The organism is Herbaspirillum sp. BH-1, from assembly GCF_002870055.1.
In the GTDB taxonomy this organism is placed as follows: domain Bacteria; phylum Pseudomonadota; class Gammaproteobacteria; order Burkholderiales; family Burkholderiaceae_D; genus Herbaspirillum; species Herbaspirillum frisingense.
In genome coordinates this window covers 105,613-121,819 of the sequence record NZ_PKOI01000002.1, presented here as the reverse complement: position 1 = coordinate 121,819, position 16,207 = coordinate 105,613, and the positions used below count along the sequence as shown (strand labels likewise).

15 protein-coding genes are annotated in these 16,207 nt (G+C 61.2%); 3 read left to right on the top strand and 12 right to left on the bottom strand.

Annotated features, from left to right (window positions below; all coding sequences use genetic code 11):
* Positions 1-37: 37 nt before the first annotated feature.
* Positions 38-535: a winged helix DNA-binding protein gene (locus tag HBH1_RS03745; protein WP_233207520.1), complete on the bottom strand. Its 498-nt coding sequence runs from the start codon at positions 533-535 to the stop codon at positions 38-40.
* Between HBH1_RS03745 and HBH1_RS25330 the strand changes: the two genes are divergently transcribed.
* Positions 465-740: a hypothetical protein gene (locus tag HBH1_RS25330; RefSeq protein WP_233207524.1), complete on the top strand. Its 276-nt coding sequence runs from the start codon at positions 465-467 to the stop codon at positions 738-740. The genes HBH1_RS03745 and HBH1_RS25330 overlap by 71 nt on opposite strands.
* A 9-nt stretch (positions 741-749) precedes the next feature.
* Here the strand turns inward: HBH1_RS25330 and HBH1_RS03740 are convergent, their stop codons facing one another.
* From HBH1_RS03740 to HBH1_RS03705, 8 genes are all read right to left on the bottom strand, one after another.
* Positions 750-2,414, bottom strand: coding sequence for a methyl-accepting chemotaxis protein (locus HBH1_RS03740; protein ID WP_102661641.1), 1,665 nt, complete (start codon positions 2,412-2,414; stop codon positions 750-752).
* 203 nt (positions 2,415-2,617) lie between these two features.
* On the bottom strand, positions 2,618-3,694 hold the full coding sequence (locus HBH1_RS03735) for a porin (protein ID WP_102661640.1): 1,077 nt from the start codon (positions 3,692-3,694) through the stop codon (positions 2,618-2,620).
* A 175-nt stretch (positions 3,695-3,869) separates the two neighbouring features.
* Complete coding sequence (locus tag HBH1_RS03730; RefSeq protein ID WP_102661639.1) at positions 3,870-4,460, bottom strand: nuclear transport factor 2 family protein; 591 nt, start codon at positions 4,458-4,460, stop codon at positions 3,870-3,872.
* Between the two features lie 151 nt (positions 4,461-4,611).
* Positions 4,612-5,319: an ABC transporter ATP-binding protein gene (locus HBH1_RS03725; RefSeq protein ID WP_006461842.1), complete on the bottom strand. Its 708-nt coding sequence runs from the start codon at positions 5,317-5,319 to the stop codon at positions 4,612-4,614.
* Positions 5,319-6,032, bottom strand: coding sequence for an ABC transporter ATP-binding protein (locus HBH1_RS03720; protein ID WP_006461843.1), 714 nt, complete (start codon positions 6,030-6,032; stop codon positions 5,319-5,321). The genes HBH1_RS03725 and HBH1_RS03720 overlap by 1 nt, the downstream gene beginning before the upstream one ends.
* Entirely contained in the window at positions 6,029-7,063 is a 1,035-nt protein-coding gene (locus HBH1_RS03715) for a branched-chain amino acid ABC transporter permease (RefSeq protein WP_102661638.1), read from the bottom strand. Before HBH1_RS03715 ends, HBH1_RS03720 begins: the two co-directional genes overlap by 4 nt.
* Before the next feature lie 33 nt (positions 7,064-7,096).
* Positions 7,097-7,963 carry a branched-chain amino acid ABC transporter permease gene (locus HBH1_RS03710; RefSeq protein WP_006461845.1) on the bottom strand — a complete coding sequence of 289 codons (867 nt, stop codon included), beginning with the start codon at positions 7,961-7,963 and terminating at the stop codon, positions 7,097-7,099.
* Positions 7,964-8,096: 133 nt separating this feature from the next.
* Positions 8,097-9,383, bottom strand: coding sequence for an ABC transporter substrate-binding protein (locus HBH1_RS03705; RefSeq protein WP_006461846.1), 1,287 nt, complete (start codon positions 9,381-9,383; stop codon positions 8,097-8,099).
* A 180-nt stretch (positions 9,384-9,563) separates the two neighbouring features.
* Here HBH1_RS03705 and HBH1_RS24780 point away from each other — a divergent pair, with 180 nt between their 5' ends.
* Both HBH1_RS24780 and HBH1_RS03700 read left to right on the top strand, forming a co-directional pair.
* Entirely contained in the window at positions 9,564-10,037 is a 474-nt protein-coding gene (locus HBH1_RS24780; protein ID WP_146012812.1) for a hypothetical protein, read from the top strand.
* Positions 10,038-10,076: 39 nt separating this feature from the next.
* Positions 10,077-13,703 (top strand): hydantoinase B/oxoprolinase family protein, encoded by a 3,627-nt coding sequence (locus HBH1_RS03700; protein WP_102661637.1) that lies wholly within the window; start codon positions 10,077-10,079, stop codon positions 13,701-13,703.
* A 211-nt stretch (positions 13,704-13,914) separates the two neighbouring features.
* Here the strand turns inward: HBH1_RS03700 and HBH1_RS03695 are convergent, their stop codons facing one another.
* The 3 genes from HBH1_RS03695 to HBH1_RS03685 all read right to left on the bottom strand — a co-directional run bounded on the left by HBH1_RS03695 (position 13,915) and on the right by HBH1_RS03685 (position 16,073).
* A complete protein-coding gene (locus tag HBH1_RS03695) occupies positions 13,915-14,217 on the bottom strand; it encodes a hypothetical protein (protein ID WP_006461848.1) in 303 nt (100 codons plus the stop codon).
* A 145-nt stretch (positions 14,218-14,362) separates the two neighbouring features.
* Positions 14,363-15,511, bottom strand: a complete 1,149-nt coding sequence (locus HBH1_RS03690; protein ID WP_166758397.1) for a sensor histidine kinase — start codon at positions 15,509-15,511, stop codon at positions 14,363-14,365.
* Positions 15,512-15,695: 184 nt separating this feature from the next.
* The gene (locus HBH1_RS03685) at positions 15,696-16,073 is read right to left on the bottom strand and encodes a response regulator (protein WP_102661635.1); all 378 of its coding nucleotides are present in this window, start codon (positions 16,071-16,073) and stop codon (positions 15,696-15,698) included.
* Positions 16,074-16,207: the final 134 nt, after the last annotated feature.

Genomic DNA, 16,207 nt, shown 5'->3' with positions numbered 1-16,207 from the left:
GGCGCCGGCCCGCAGACGGCCGGCCGCCCTGTTGTTCTTACATCGACGTCGCCGACCGCGCCGCCTGCTCATACAAGCCAGACAGCACGCGCAGGAACCGGGCCAGCTCTTCCAGTTCGTAGCTCTCGGTGTTGTCGCCGGTGAGGCTGGAGACCAGCAGCTGTTCCCTGATTTCGTAGTACCGCTTGCAAAGATCCTGCCCGGCCTCGTTGGTCGAATACAGCACTTCCTTGCCGCGCCGCTCGGTGCTCACCAGGCCCAGGGCGTGCAGTTTCTTGAGCGAGTAGTTGACCACATGCGTGTCCTCGATATTGAGGATGAAGGCGATGTCGGCCAGCTTCTTTTCGCGTGCGCGGTGGTTGATATGGTGCAATACCAGGACGTCGGTGGCCGTCATGTCCTTCATGCCGGCCGCCGAGATGCAGCGGATCATCCATCGGTTGAAGGCATTGCTGGCGATGATCATGCCGAACTCGAATTCGCTCAACTCCTTGCTCCTTCCTGAAGCCAGATGCAGTGACGATACGATCGGCACCTTGCCTGGGGTGTTGGGCTGGGCGAAATTGGCTTTTGGGGTTTTCTTTTCGGTTGGCATAAAGGTCTTTGGAAAGCAGACAAGATCACTGACCGCCACAGGAAATATCGTCGAGCGATTTTTCCCGCCGCCGGCGGTCAGTCGAGAAACCCCGATTTTAAACCCCAATTTCCTCGGCAAGGTGAGCCAGATTGGGCTCTGTTGAATCTACAGTTCACTTTTCCACCAGCAACTTCCTGCCTTCCGGCGTCCATGCCAATGGCGCCTCGGCATGCTCGCCTGACAATTCCCAGTCCGCCGCGCCAGGTTCGTGCGTCGTCTGGCTTGCCTGCGCACCCTGTGTCTTGAAGATCGATACCGCGCGCCCCAGCGCCAGCGAGCGGTCATGCATCTGCTGCGCAGCCGCGGCCGCCTGTTCCACCAGGGCCGAGTTCTGCTGCGTCATGTCGTCGATCTGCTCGACCGCCTGGTTGATCTGGCGGATGCCTTCGCTCTGTTCGTCGCTGGCGGCCGATATCTCGATCATGATGTCGGCCACGTGTTTCACGCTGGAGACGATCTCCTGCATGGTCTGCCCGGCCTGATCCACCAGCGCGCCACCGGCATCGACCTTCTTCACCGAGCTCTGGATCAGCCCGGCGATCTCCTTGGCAGCAGCGGCGCTGCGCTGGGCCAGGGCGCGCACTTCGGCGGCGACCACGGCAAACCCGCGCCCCTGCTCACCGGCGCGGGCTGCCTCCACGGCGGCGTTCAACGCCAGGATATTGGTCTGGAAGGCGATGCCATCGATCACCCCGATGATGTCGACGATCTGGCGCGAGCTCTCCTTGATTTCCTTCATCGTGCTGACCACCTGGGTGACCACGTCGCCCCCTTGCGTGGCGACCTGCGACGCATTGAGCACCAGATGATTGGCTTCGCGGGCGTTCTCGGCATTCTGGTTGACGGCATTGGTCAGCTCCAGCATGGAACTGGCGGTTTCTTCCAGCGTGCTGGCCTGCAGTTCGGTACGGGCCGACAGGTTGGCATTGCCTTCGGCGATCTCGCGCGCCGCCACGGAAATGGCGTCGGACCCCTCGCGTACCTGCGTCACCGCGCCTACCAGGCCGTCGCGCATGTGTTCCAGTGCCGCCAGCAGCTTGGCCGTTTCGTCCGAGCCGGTGGCCTCGACCTGGACCGCCAGATCGCCACCGGCCACGCGCTCGGCAATATTGATGGCGGCATTGAGCGGGCGTGTGATGCCGCGCATGACGGAATAGCCCACCAGCGCGGCCAGCAGCGTGGCAATGCTGGCCATGGCAATCATCAGCATGCTGGCCGAGGTGGCCACCTGTTCGGCGTCGCGCCCGCCCTCTTCCATGCGGCTGCCTTGGTAGGCGATCAGATTGTCGAGGGCCTTGAAATAGGCGCTCTGGTAGGGGGCGATCTCGGGCAGGATCAGGTCCCGCGCCTGCTCGACCTGTCCATCCTTGACGGCGGCGATGAAATTGTTCAGCACCGGCGTGTACTGCGCACGCGCCGCATTGACCGCCTTGAGCATGCGCAGCCCGTCTTCCGAACTGGTATTGGCGGCAAACTGCTTGAGCGTGCTGTCGATGGTCTTGCCGGCCCGATCGATGGCGTCGAGCTCGCCCTTGATCTCGTCGACCGTGCTCATGAAGAGCAGGTTGCGCATGCTGCGCGCCGTCTCGTCCAGCGCACTCTTGACCGAGTTGGCCATCACGGTGCGCGGATAGTAATCCTTGGCGATCATGGCGATGCTGCCGTTGATCTGGTTCAGGCGCAGTACGCCAATGGCCGTCAGCGCCAGCATCAGGAAAATCACAATGCCGAAACCTGCGCTCAGGCGTTGTCCGATGTTCAGATTCTTCAACTTCATGTGGATGCTCCTTGCAAGTCGAAATGCGGTAACGACGATGGTGTCAGCCTGCATCTCCTCCGCACCTGGCCGACGACTCCCCTCAAGACATGGAGCCGTCGGCAATCAGGCCCGGCGTCACGCACAGTAAGAAACTGCCTGCCCGGAAAACACGGGCACTACTTACCTTTCCCCCTCAAGACTGCATGCGCCGGAAAAAGCCGTTAAAACGTATGGCGGATGCCAAAGTTCCAGGCGCTGTTACCGGAGCCGGTTTCGATGGAGCTACCCACGGTGTAGGGTGCGCCATTCTTGTTGCTGATGTGTGCATACATCGCATACAGGTCGGTGCGCTTGGACATGGAGTAGCGATACCCCAGCGCGACCTGGTTGGCGTCCTGGTTGCGGGCGGTCTTGTCGTTCTTGTGGATGTACGAGGCCAGCACGGTGTGCTGCACGCCGAACGGTACGGTCACGCCGATGAGCATGTCGGCGCTGTCGGTGGAAGCGAACACGGGACCGGTGCCATAGGAATTGACGGCGCTGCGCAGCGGCGAGCTGTTGACGCCCTTGTTGATGCCATAGGCGCCGTGCAGCTTGAGCACGCCGAAGTCGTACACCGCGCCCAGCAAGGTGCTGCGTCCGCTGCTGGTCTCGGCGGTGGTGGTGTCGTTGTTGCGACCATGGAAGCCCAGGCGCACATTGAGCGGACCGTTGCTGTACTGCACGGCAGCGCCGATCTGGCTGGCGGCCTTGGTGGAGCCGGCCGTTTCGCCGAAGCCGTAGGCCAGTTCACCGGTGAAACCGGCCACCTTGGGCGAGATGTACTTGACGGTGTTGTCCATGCGGCTGGAGCTGTTGCCGGTGTTGGGCATCAGGTTGGCGGCATCACCGGCATAACCGGTGCCGAACGGATCGACCATGGCCAGCGTCATGTATTGAGGCGTGTACTGACGTCCCACCAACACCGAACCCATGCCGCCATTGAGGCCGACATAGCTTTGGCGACCGAACAGCAGACCGCCCTGGCCCAGTGCACCGGTGTCGTTCTGGAAGCCCGACTCCAGCAGGAACACCGCCGACATGCCGCCGCCGAGATCTTCCGTACCCTTGAAGCCGATGCGCGAACCGCCGCTGATGCCGCTGGTCAGCTTGTTCACCTTGCCTGCAGCGCCACCGGTTTCGATGACGTAACCGGTATCGATCAGACCGTAGATGGTCACCGACGATTGCGCCGATGCCGGCAGAGCGTAGATACCTGCCGCAGCCATGATCGACGCAGCCAAAATCCTTTGTTTCATTGTGATTCCCCGTAAATGATTTCCAAAAAATCGCGTATCGGCATGATCGTGCGCGCCCTTCCATGCCGATACGCGCCAGCCCGCCGCACACCGGAAGCAATTGGCCTTTTTGCCTCCAGCGCTTGAACGGGAACTGCAAAACCACTGCTATCACGACCCTCTTCGGGGTCCTCGTTCACGCCGGAGCGAACACGCCCTGCTCCGGCCTTTCAAATTTTTCGGACAGGAATTCCGTCACGAAGCCAAGCGCCGGATTGCAGCGGGCCAGCGGCGCCAGCGCCTCGTCCAGCGCGGCCAGCCGCAACCACGGGTATGGCAGGAAGGACTGCAGCGTCGTCACCAGACCGCCCGCCCGGTCGGGCAGGCTATCCATGCGATCGATGCGGATATGCATTTCCGAGATACGCCAGCCTTCACCCTCCGGAACGAATGACCAGCGATAGCTGCCGCGTCCGATGCGCAGCTTGGCCTGGACCTTGTCGCGCATGATGACCAGCCACGGCAGGTGATCGATCTGGGTACTCGCACCGGCTGGCACGTCGGCCAGGTAATAGGTGCGGCATTGCGAGAACTGACGACCAAAATCGGTCACCAGCGTCTGCGCGATCCCTTCGCTGCCCACCACCAGCGGCGGAAACGAAATGCCGTCATCGCACACGGCAATGGTCAACATGGCATTGGGCGCGAAGATGTCGTGGATCAGCCCGGGACTGCCTTTGTCTTTTGCATGGACGTACGCTTCCAGCAGGGATTTATGCGTCAACATAAAAGTCCTTGGTTCATGACGGCCACAGCCGTCGCTCGCGATGTGGAGAGAAGCGGCGTCCCGGGAACGGGGCGCCGGATCGGTCCCGATGGGCTACTCGTTCAGGCGGTCTGTCACGGCTGTCCTCTCGGGCATGGGATAGGTCTGCATGTCACAGGCCGCCCAGATAGGCCTTCTTGATGTCTTCGTTGTGCAGCAGTTCGTCGCCGCTGCCTTCCATGACGATGCGCCCGGTCTGGATCACATAGCCGTAGTGGGCGATGTCCAGCGCCTTGTGCAGGTTCTGCTCCACCAGCAGGATGGACACGCCCTTGGCGTTGATCTGCTGGATGGTGTCCAACACCTTGGTCACGAACTTGGGTGCGATGCCCCAGGACGGCTCGTCCAGCAGCAACAGCCTTGGCTTGGCCATCAGGCCACGACCGATGGCCAGCATCTGCTGTTCGCCGCCGCTCATGGTGCCGGCCAGCTGATGGCGCCGTTCCTTGAGGATGGGGAAGGTGGCATACATCTCGTCCAGGGAGGCCGCCACTTCGGTGCTGTCGGTACGGGTGTACGCGCCCAGCTCCAGGTTGCGTTCCACCGTCAGGCGCGGGAACAGGCGACGCCCTTCCGGCACCAGCGACAGGCCCAGCTTGACGCGGTCGAAGGAAGGGATCTTGCCGATATCCTGGCGCTCGAAGCTGATCTGGCCGGCATCCGGCTTGTTCAGCCCGGCGATGGCGCGCAGCGTGGTGGACTTGCCGTTGCCGTTGCCACCGACCAGCGCCACGATGCTGCCGGCTTTGACTTCCAGGTCGACCTTGGACAAGGCCAGCACGCCGTCATAGCTGGCGCGCAGATTGGTTACTTGCAACATCATTCATCTCCCAGGTAGGCGGCAATCACGTGCGGGTCGTTGGAAACCTCGGTGGGGCTTCCATCGGCGATCTTCTTGCCGTAGTCCAGCACCACGATCTGGTTGGCGATGGGCATGATGCCTTCCAGCACGTGCTCCACGATCAGGCAGGAGATGCCACGGTCGCGGATCTTCAGCACCACCTCCACGGTTTCCTTCACCTCGGTGGGATTGAGGCCGGCCATCACTTCATCCATCAGCAGCAGCTTGGGCTTGACCGCCAGGGCGCGGGCCACTGCCAGGCGACGTTGTTCGCTGATGGTCATGCTGCCGGCCGGCTTGTCAGCGAAACGTCCGAGGTTGACGAACTCCAGCAGCTGACGCGCCGTGTCCCGCACCTTGGCGACGCTATGCTCGTTGAGGAAGGCGCCGACCATCACGTTCTCCAGCGCGGTCATGCTGGTGAAGGTGCGCGCCACCTGGAAGGTACGGCCGATACCGATGCGGGCGCACTGCTCCGGGTTCATGCCGGAGATCTTCACGTCTTCCAGCCAGATGTCACCGGTGGTCGGCGGCGAATAGCCGGCGATGCAATTGAACATGGTGGTCTTGCCGGCGCCGTTGGGCCCGATCAGGCCAACGATCTCGCCGACCTGGACATTGAAGGAGATATCCTGGTTGGCGGTCAGGCCGCCGAATTTCTTGTAGACGTTCTCGACACGAAGCAGGCTCATTTGCTGCCCTCCTGATGTTGCTTGTTGGCTTTGCGGCGGGCCAGATAGGTCCGCACGTAACCGACGATGCCGTTCGGGTAATAGACTGCGATGGCGATGATCAGCGCGGCGTAGATGATCAGGTCGGTACCACGACCGGTGCCGCCGAAGAGGGTACGCGTGCCTTCCTCGATGGCCGTCAGCAGACCGGCACCGACGATGGGGCCGAACAGGGTGCCGATACCACCCAGGATGGAGACCAGCGCCATCTTGATCGAAATGCCGGTACCGAGTACCGATGCAGGATCGATATAGAGTTCCTTCTGGGCATACAGGCTGCCTCCCATGGCGGTGAAGAAGCTGCTCACGGCAAAGGCGATCTGCTTGTACTTGGACAGGCTCACCCCCAGGCTGCGGGCGGCATCCGGTTCATCCTTGATGGCCCGGAAGTAATAGCCCAGATAGCTGCGCTCGATCCAGACATTGGCCAGCAAGGTCACCAGCAACAGACCCAGCGCGATGTAGTAATAGGGCTCCTTGCCGCTGAAGATCATCTTGGACCAGCCCTCGTCGCTCATGGGAATGGTCAGGCCCACGGCGGCGCCGGCGAAGTCCCAGTTGGTGAAGACGATCTGGATGATCTCGGCCACCGCAATGGTGGCCATCGCGAAGTAGTGGCCCTTGAGGCGGAAGCAGGACCAGCCGATCACCAGACTGGTGGCGGCGGCGATCAGTCCGCCGGCCAGCATGGCGATCCAGGGACTGATGCCCCAGATCGAGAACATGATGGCCGAGGTGTAGGCGCCGATACCGTAGAACGCCACGTGGCCCAGCGAGACCTGGCCGGCATAGCCGCCGACGATATTCCAGGACACGCCGATCTGGGCCGCCATCAGGATCAGGATCGCCAGGTTGAGGTGGGTGGGAGAGGTGACGAACGTGGGCAGGGCCACCGCCACCACCAGCAGGATCGCCAGGGCGATGCGCATCTTGTTGGCCAGCGCGCCCGACGGCGGCGCTGTGATGATCAGGCCGGAGGTATTCTTGGACATGGATTTTCCTTCTTGACTGTATCGGTGGCGTACTCAGGCTTTGCCCATCAGGCCCTGCGGACGGAACATCAGCATCCCCAGGAACAAGGCCAGCACGATCAGCATCTTGTATTGCGGTCCCAGGAGGAAACCGCCCATCACTTCGATCAGGCCTACCAGCACGCCGGCGATGAGGGCACCGACCACGCTGCCGAAGCCACCCAGGTTGACCACCACGAAGGCGATCAGGATGAAGTTGGCGCCCACTTCCGGGAAGATCGGGAAGAAGGTCGACAGCAGCACGCCGGCCACGCCCGCGCAGGCCGCGCCGATACCCCAGGCCAGGGCAAACATCTTCTGCGAATCGATGCCCATCAGCTGGGCGGCTTCCTTGTCGGCGGCAGTCGCCTCCAGGGCCGCACCCAGACGGGTACGGGTGAGGAAGGTATAGATCACGCCGGTGACGATGATGGCGCCCAGGCCTGCGGTCAGCTGGGGCGTGCCGATCTGAATGCCGGCGATGGATACCTGGCCGCTGACCATTGAGTTTTCGATGGTGCGGAAGTCGGCCTTCCAGAAGAATTGCGCGATACCACGGAACAGGATCATCAGACCAAAGGTCGTAAAGATCTGCGACACCATCGGTGCATTGGTGATCTTGCGGATCACCAGTTTGTAGAGCAGTGCACCCAGCGCAAAGAGGAACAATGCCGTCAGCGGCAGGGTGAAGATGGGGTCGAGCGCGAACAGGGCGAACAACCAGAAACTGGAGTACATCCCGAACATCAGGAATTCGCCATGCGAGAAGTTGACGATATCCATGACGCCAAAGATCAGGGTCAGGCCGATAGCAACGAGCGCATAGATCAGTCCGATCAGCAAACCGGACGCAAGGGTCTGCGCCAAAATATCCCAAGACATAATTTTTCCCTCCAACGAACTATTCACGCACCGTCTTATCAGCCGCCTGCGATGAAGATTTTTCCGCGGGGAGGCCGGCCCGGCCTACGTCGCCGGCCTGCCGCCCCGTGGCACCATGAGTGCTATCGCCTGCTTACTTGCGTTGATCCCACTTCGGCATCGGCCAGACCACGTCGCGGGTGGCCATGTCGAACGGCCACACGGTGTAGTACTTGCCGTTGATGATCTGCAGCAGGATGCCCGAGCTCAGGGTGTTCTGGCCGTGCTCGTCGAACTTGATGCCCTTCCACGGCATGATCAGCTTGTCGCCCGGGATGTTGGTCTCGGCCAGTGCCTTGCGGATGGCTTCGGCATCGGTCGAACCGGCGCGGTTGATGGCATCGGCCAGGGTCATGAGACCCGTGAAGGTGCGCGAGGAGTTGCCGGTGAAGTTGATCTTGTAGCGGTTGTAGAACAGATCGTTGACCTGCTTGATCAGCGGGTTCTTGGCAGCCAGGTCGAGCGACCAGACATCGCGGGTGATGATGTAGTCGGCGTCCTTGCCCAGGGTCTTGATGAACTCGGTATCGATGAAGCCGGCGTCGTTGGCCAGGATCATGTCGGGGTTGAAGCCCAGTTCCTTGTAGGTCTTCATCGACAGGATGGCGTCACCCAGGTAGGACGACTGCAGCACCACCTGCGGTGCGGCTGCCTTGAGCTGCTGCACTTCCGAGGTCAGCTGTGTGCTCTTGGCCGGGTAGACCACGGTCTTGACCAGGTCGAAGCCACGGTCCTTGGACAGCTTGGTCTCCAGCTTGGTGGTCTCGTTGCCCCACAGGGTGTTCTCGTTGAAGGCGCCGAGCTTGTTGACCTTGATGCCCTTCTTGGCTTCCAGCTCCTTGAAGAACTCATAGAAGTTGGTCACGAACAGGTCATCGTGGGCGGTGGTGCGGAAGAACCACTTGAAGCCGCGCTGGGTCAGCGACGCCGAGGACGATTCCGGGTTCAGGTAAGGCACCTTGTAGCGTTCTGCCACCTGGCTGGTGGTGGCGGTGACGTTGCTGAAATAGCTGCCGACCAGGGCCACGACCTTCTCCTGGCTGATCAGGCGTTCGGCTTCGGTAGCACCGACCTGCGGGTTGCCCTGGGAGTCGGCGAACACCAGCTTGATCTTGGCGCCCTTCAGGTTGGGCAGGCCGCCACCAGCCGAAAACGGCAGGTTGGGTACGCCCTTGGCGCCGTTGTTGATGATGTCGGCAGCCAGTTCCAGCGCGTCCTTCATCTCGGCGCCGGTAGAGGCGGCAGCACCGCTCAGAGGATAGATGACACCGATCTTGATTTCTTGCTGTTGCGCGTGTGCCGCAAACGCGACCAGGGAAAACGAGACCGCTACCCCTGCCGTGCGGACCGCTTTGACGCTGTTGGAGATGAGACCTAGCATGATGAGACGCTCCTTGTTGTATTGAATGACACCCAAAATCCCCCACCGCATGAAGCCTTTAGCGGGAGCTACCCCAAATAACCGGCGCACATTGCACGCTCTTCCCTGAAGAAGCTTGCACGACGCCCTCCTCCCCGGCGGACCGGCAAGGCTTACTGCCATCTTCGGAACCTGCGCGACATGGCTGCCCTGGCGGAACAGCCCGGCCATCGCGGCCCAGGTGATGCGTTTCGTACTGTTGACTATCGACTGACGGATTCGGACTGCGGGAATGTCGCTGTGCTGGTTGACAGGACTCCCCGTCAACAAAGCGTCACTCCCCAAATGGCGACGTGCATTGATGCCACGTCCTTATTGCTTTGCTTCTTTTTCCATTTTTTGTCTCTGCTTGTTTTTTTTGTTGAATCCTATATTTTTCATCGATATTATGTCAATAAATTATTTTTAAATAAAAAACTAAATACCGACATTTTCCTCGTCGTGTTATTAGCAAAGCGCGTGCCAGAATTTGTAGTCGAGTGGGGACAAGGTAGGAAACACAGGCGCAGCAAGGGTTTCAAGCCTGTTCATGATTTTCGGCGAGGGATCGGCCGACTCAGGAAGCAGCATTTAATCGCACGTTTTGAGTGCACTATCTCAATAATTCATCAATAAACTGCACTAATAAAGTTAATTCAGAAAGGTTGGGCGTCCATGGAACAAGGTCAGAATTTGTTGGGGGAGCAGCGTTGGCAGTTTTGGATCGACCGCGGTGGCACCTTCACCGACATCGTCGCGCGCAAGCCGGATGGCACGCTGTTGACGCACAAGCTGCTGTCGGAAAATCCCGAGCAATACAAGGATGCGGCCGTGGCCGGCATCAAGCGTCTGCTGGGGCTCAAACCCGGTGAGGCGATTTCGCCACAGGTAGTCGAAGCGGTGAAGATGGGCACCACCGTCGCCACCAATGCCCTGCTGGAACGCAAGGGTGATCCGACCGTGCTGTTGATCACCCGGGGCTTCCGCGATGCCTTGCGCATCGCCTACCAGAACCGCCCGCGCCTGTTCGATCGCCACATCGTCCTGCCTGAACTGCTGTTTGAAAAAGTCGTGGAAGTCGATGAGCGCCTGGGCGCCCACGGCGAAGTGATCACGCCCCTGGACACCACTTCGGTGCGCCAGCAACTGGCGGCGCTGCACCAGGAGGGCTATCGCGCCGTGGCCATCGTGCTGATGCACGGCTATCGCTTCACCGAACACGAAAAGAAGCTGGCCGACATCGCCACCGAGCTGGGCTACACCCAGGTCTCGGTCTCCCACGAGGTGAGCCCGATGATGAAGCTGGTCTCGCGCGGCGACACCACCGTGGTCGATGCTTACCTTTCCCCCATCCTGCGCCGCTACGTGGACCAGGTCGCCAGCGAGATGGATGGCGTGCGCCTGCTCTTCATGCAGAGCAACGGCGGCCTGACCGACGCCCACCGCTTCCAGGGCAAGGACTCCATCCTCTCCGGCCCGGCCGGCGGCATCGTCGGCATGGTGCGTACCGCCGAGACGGCCGGCTTCAACAAGATCATCGGCTTCGACATGGGCGGCACCTCTACCGACGTGTCGCACTATGCCGGTGAATTCGAGCGCGAGTTCGAAACCCAGGTCGCCGGCGTACGCATGCGCGCCCCCATGATGAGCATCCACACCGTGGCTGCCGGCGGTGGCTCCATCCTGCATTTCGACGGCACCCGTTATCGCGTCGGCCCGGACAGTGCCGGCGCCAATCCCGGCCCGACCAGCTATCGCCGTGGCGGCCAGCTGGCGGTCACCGACTGCAACGTCATGCTGGGCAAGATCCAGCCGGCCTACTTCCCCAAGGTCTTTGGCCCCGCTGCCGACGAAGCCCTGGATCGCGACGCCGTGGTTACCAAGTTCAGCGAACTGGCTGAACAGATCCATCAACAGACCGGCAATCGCCGTACGCCGGAAGAAGTGGCCGAAGGCTTCATCGAGATCGCCGTCGGCAACATGGCCAACGCCATCAAGTTCATCTCGGTGCAGCGCGGTCACGACGTCACCGACTACACCCTCACCACCTTCGGCGGCGCCGGTGGCCAGCACGCCTGCCTGGTGGCCGATGCGCTGGGCATGACACGCGTCTTCGCGCACCCCTTCGCCGGCGTGCTGTCGGCCTACGGCATGGGTCTGGCCGACCAGACCGCCATGCGCGAACAGGCCATGGAACTGCCCCTGTCCGCGCAGTCGCTGGGCCAACTCGACGCCGAACTCGGCAAGCTCTCCGACGAGGCCAGGAACGACCTCCTCACCCAGGGCGTGGCAGCACAGCAGATCAACGTCATCCAGCGCGCCCACCTGCGCTATGACGGCACCGATTCGGTGATCGTGGTCAACTTCGGCGATCTGGCCGGCATGGTCGAGCAGTTCGAGTCCGCCTACAAGAAGCGCTATTCCTTCCTGATGCCGGAAAAGACCATGATCGTCGAGGCCATCTCGGTGGAAGCCATCGGCATCTCCACCGACCGCGAAGAAAAGCCCGAACACCTGCCCCCGCGCCAGGGACCGTTGACCGTCACCGAAACGGTGCGCCTGTTCTCCGGCGGCCAGTGGCACGACACCGCCCTGTACCGTCGCGAAGACATGCGCCCCGGCGATATCGTCCACGGCCCGGCCATCGTGGCCGAGAAGAACGCGACCAACATCGTCGAACCCGGCTGGCTGGCCGAAGTCACGCCGCTGAACCATCTGATGATGCAACGCTACCAGGCCCGCCCGCAACGCAAGGCCATCGGCACCGACGCCGACCCGGTCATGCTGGAGGTGTTCAACAATCTCTTCATGAGCATTGCCGAACAGATGGGCCTGCGCCTGCAGAACACTGCCTTCTCGGTCAACATCAAGGAACGCCTGGACTTCTCCTGCGCCCTCTTCGATGCCCAGGGCAACCTCATCGCCAATGCGCCGCACATCCCGGTACACCTGGGTTCCATGGGCGAGAGCATCCGCACCATCATCCGCGAGAACGCCGGCAAGATGCGGCCGGGCGATGTGTTCATGCTCAACGACCCCTACCACGGCGGCACCCACCTGCCCGACATCACCGTGATCACGCCGGCCTTCGACAAGGATGGCCGCGAGATCCTGTTCTATGTCGGCTCGCGCGGCCACCACTCCGATATCGGCGGCATCACCCCCGGCTCCATGCCGGCCAACAGCACCGTGGTGGAAGAAGAAGGCATCCTCATCAACAACTTCCAGCTGGTGCGCGGCGGCCGCTTCCTGGAACAGGAAACCGTGGCCCTGCTCGGCTCCGGCCCCTACCCGGCGCGCAACATCGCCCAGAACCTGGCCGACCTGCAAGCCCAGATCGCGGCCAACCAGAAGGGTGTGGAAGAACTGCTGAAGATGGTGGATCACTTCGGCCTGGACGTGGTGAAGGCCTACATGGATCACGTCCAGAACAATGCGGAAGAAGCGGTGCGGCGCGTCATCACCCTGTTGAAGGACGGCAGCTACGACTATCCGCTGGACAATGGCGCCGTCATCAAGGTCGCCATCCGCGTGAACCACGAACAGCGTACCGCCGACATCGATTTCACCGGCACCTCGCCGCAGCTGAACAACAACTTCAACGCGCCCAGCGCCATCTGCATGGCCGCGGTGCTGTATGTCTTCCGCACGCTGGTGGATGACGAGATTCCGCTCAATGCCGGTTGCCTGAAGCCCCTGAACGTCATCATCCCGGAAGGCTCCATGCTCAATCCGCGCTATCCCGCAGCCGTGGTCTCGGGCAACGTGGAAACCTCCAGCTGCATCACCAATGCCCTGTACGGCGCACTTGGCGTGCTGGCGTCGGCACCGGGCACGATGAACAACTTCACCTTCGGCAACGGCCGTTACCAGTATTACGAAACCATTTCCGGTGGCTCGGGGGCCGGCAAGGGTTTCAACGGTACCGACGTGGTGCAGACCCACATGACCAATTCACGCCTGACCGATCCGGAAATCCTGGAATGGCGTTATCCGGTCCGTCTGGAGAGCTATGAAATCCGTGATGGCTCCGGTGGTGCAGGCGCCTGGCACGGCGGCAACGGCGGCATCCGCAAGATCCGCTTCCTGGAGCCGATGACGGCATCGATCCTCTCCAACAACCGCATCGTGCCGCCTTTCGGTGCCGATGGTGGCGATCCTGGCAAATGCGGCCGCAACTATGTGATCCGTAACGATGGTCGGGAAGAGGATGTCGGCTTTGTCGCCAGCACCGAGATGCAGGCCGGCGAAGTGTTTGTCATCGAGACGCCGGGTGGCGGCGGTTATGGAAAGCCCGTCTGATACTGCCTCGGGCGAGGAGAAGTAGAGAGTAGTGGGTTGTAAGTGCAGTAGCAGTACCGAGTAGTACCGAGCAGTACCGTGTAGTGCCGTAGTAAGTAGTACTTCTGGTGGTAGTGTGTCTCTTTGCGGCGTCCTCTTCGATATCGAAGGCGACGCCGCTTTTTTCTGAAGCTGCCGATCCCTCGGGCTTCAGATTCGTTGGCCACCCTGCTTAGCTATTCTTGTGGCTTTGCTGGCCGGCCTTGACGTGTTGCTCGTGTGAGCCACCACGCGACGAATCACCTTGCTGCTGACCCGAACCGCTGCTGCTCTGGTTCTGCTGATCGTTCTTGTGGCTCTGCTGACCGGCTTGCGAGTGCTGCTCGCTCGAACCGCCCCGCGTGCCACCGCCTTGCTGCTGTCCCGCCTGGTTGCTGCTCTGGTTCTGTTGATCGTTCTTGTGACTCTGCTGACCGGCTTGCACATGCTGCTCGTGGGAACCGCCGCGGGTTCCGCCTTGATTCTGGTTCGACATGTCTTCGCTCCTGGTTTGATGCTGCGCTCATGCGCAGTAACTGCATAATCAATCTGCAGCCTCTTCGCGCGTATCGGTCAATGGCTTCTGCTGGCGTAGGCGCTCGCTGTCGGAGACGTCATCGAATTCCGCATGCTTGCACGCGCTACCGGCCATTGCGCGGCAGGCGAAGGGCAAACGTCGTGCCCTCGCCAGCCGATGAGCTGGCCGTGGCAGAGCCGCCGTGTGCGATCGCCACCTCGCGCACGATGTAGAGACCCAGCCCCATGCTGCCGGGCCGGTCCCCCTCCTTGCTGTCGGAGGCCACCAGACGCACCAATGGCTCGAAGATGGCCTGGCGCTGCTCTTCCGGAATCACAGGTCCGCGGTTATTGACGGAAACGACCACCTCCTCATCGCCGGCGTCGATCGCGATGAGGATGCGTTCAGCAGGCAGACCGTGTTGTATGGCGTTGCCAAGCAGATTGGACAAGGCCTGTGCAATACGGCCAGCGTCCCAATGACCGTCCAGCCTTCCCGAACTCTTCAATACGATCTCCCGGTCCGGGTAGGCGCTGCCGATTTCGTCGATCACCCGTCTTGCGATTTCGCCCATGTTGGCGGACTTCACGTCCAGCGGCAGGCCGGCTCCGAGGTGGGTCCTGGTATAGTCGAGCAGGTCACTGACGAGCTTGCTCATGCGGTGGCCGCTGTTGTAGATGCGCGCGGCGATCTTGCGGTGCTGGTCGTTGATATCGTCCGCCAGCAGCAATATCTGCGCCCCCTGGATGGTCGCACCCAGCGGATTGCGCAGATCGTGGCCCAGGATGGCCAGGAACAGGTTGCGCGACTGGTCGAACAGTTTGGTGTAGCGTGCCAGCGATTCGGCCAGCGCCTGATCAATGGCCTCGTTGAAGCGTGTGATGTCGTCCACGTTGGTTTCATACCCCTCCTTCCATTCCCGCGCCCAGCGCCGCAAAACACTGGAGCGCAGGGCACGGTATTCGGAAGCCAGCTGCTCCACGTTGAAACCCGACAAGAGCCGGGCAATGGCGTGGGTCTCGGCCGCGGTGTCATCGGCGGCGCGTGGCGCACGCCCTTCCGATTTGACGATGCCCTCGGCCTCGGTCTGGGTATTGTCCAGATCATCGGCAATGGCCCGCAGCATCACCGAGGCGTGGTTCCTCAGTGCTTTCGAATCCATGGTCAAGGCGGGTGGGGTGATCGTTTTGGCAAATTGCTCCCAGGCTTCCAGGATCAGCTCCATGCGGGAGCGGATGAAGTCGGACAAGCGCAGCACAGGTCTGTTTGACATTTTTTTTCTTCCTCCGGATCAGACTTCCATTGGTTGGAGCTTAGGAAAATGAGAACGGAAAAGCCAACACATTGTTCCTGATGAGCGGAAAGATTCCTCGCAGAAACCAAGGATCATGCGTCGATGCCGCGTCGGTGGACAAACCTTTCCCCGAAGCAAGCAGATATCCGGACAGCCTGTTCCCTTACAGGACAGCCTCAATGGTGGAGAGCATCAAGGTAAAGGCACACGGCTTGGTGAGCAGGGCCGCAAAGTTTTCGCGTGCCTGCCAGGAGTTCTTCATCGGCGTGGCACTCAGCAGCACCACGGGAATGGCCGCGAATTGGGACTCAGATTTAAGTTTGGTCGCCAGCTCCAACCCATCCATGACGGGCATGCGCAGGTCGGTAAGGACGACATCCACCCGCTGCGGTGGGTCAAGCAGCAACTCATAGGCCTGCGCGCCGTTGGCAGCCTCCAGAACCAGATAGCCTTCAGTGCGCAGCACTTCGCAAAAAAGTGCGCGGACGTCGGTGTTGTCTTCCACCACCAGAATGGTGCGGGCAATTTCCGTTCGTTGCATGGATGAGTCCGCTCTCTCGTACAGCGCCCGAGGTGGGCGTCAATATCGATTATGAGGCGCCCTGATCGCCACCGGGATCAGGGAATCACTCAAAACTCGCAAAAAATCGCCTACGTCGACGTAGGAAAAATCGC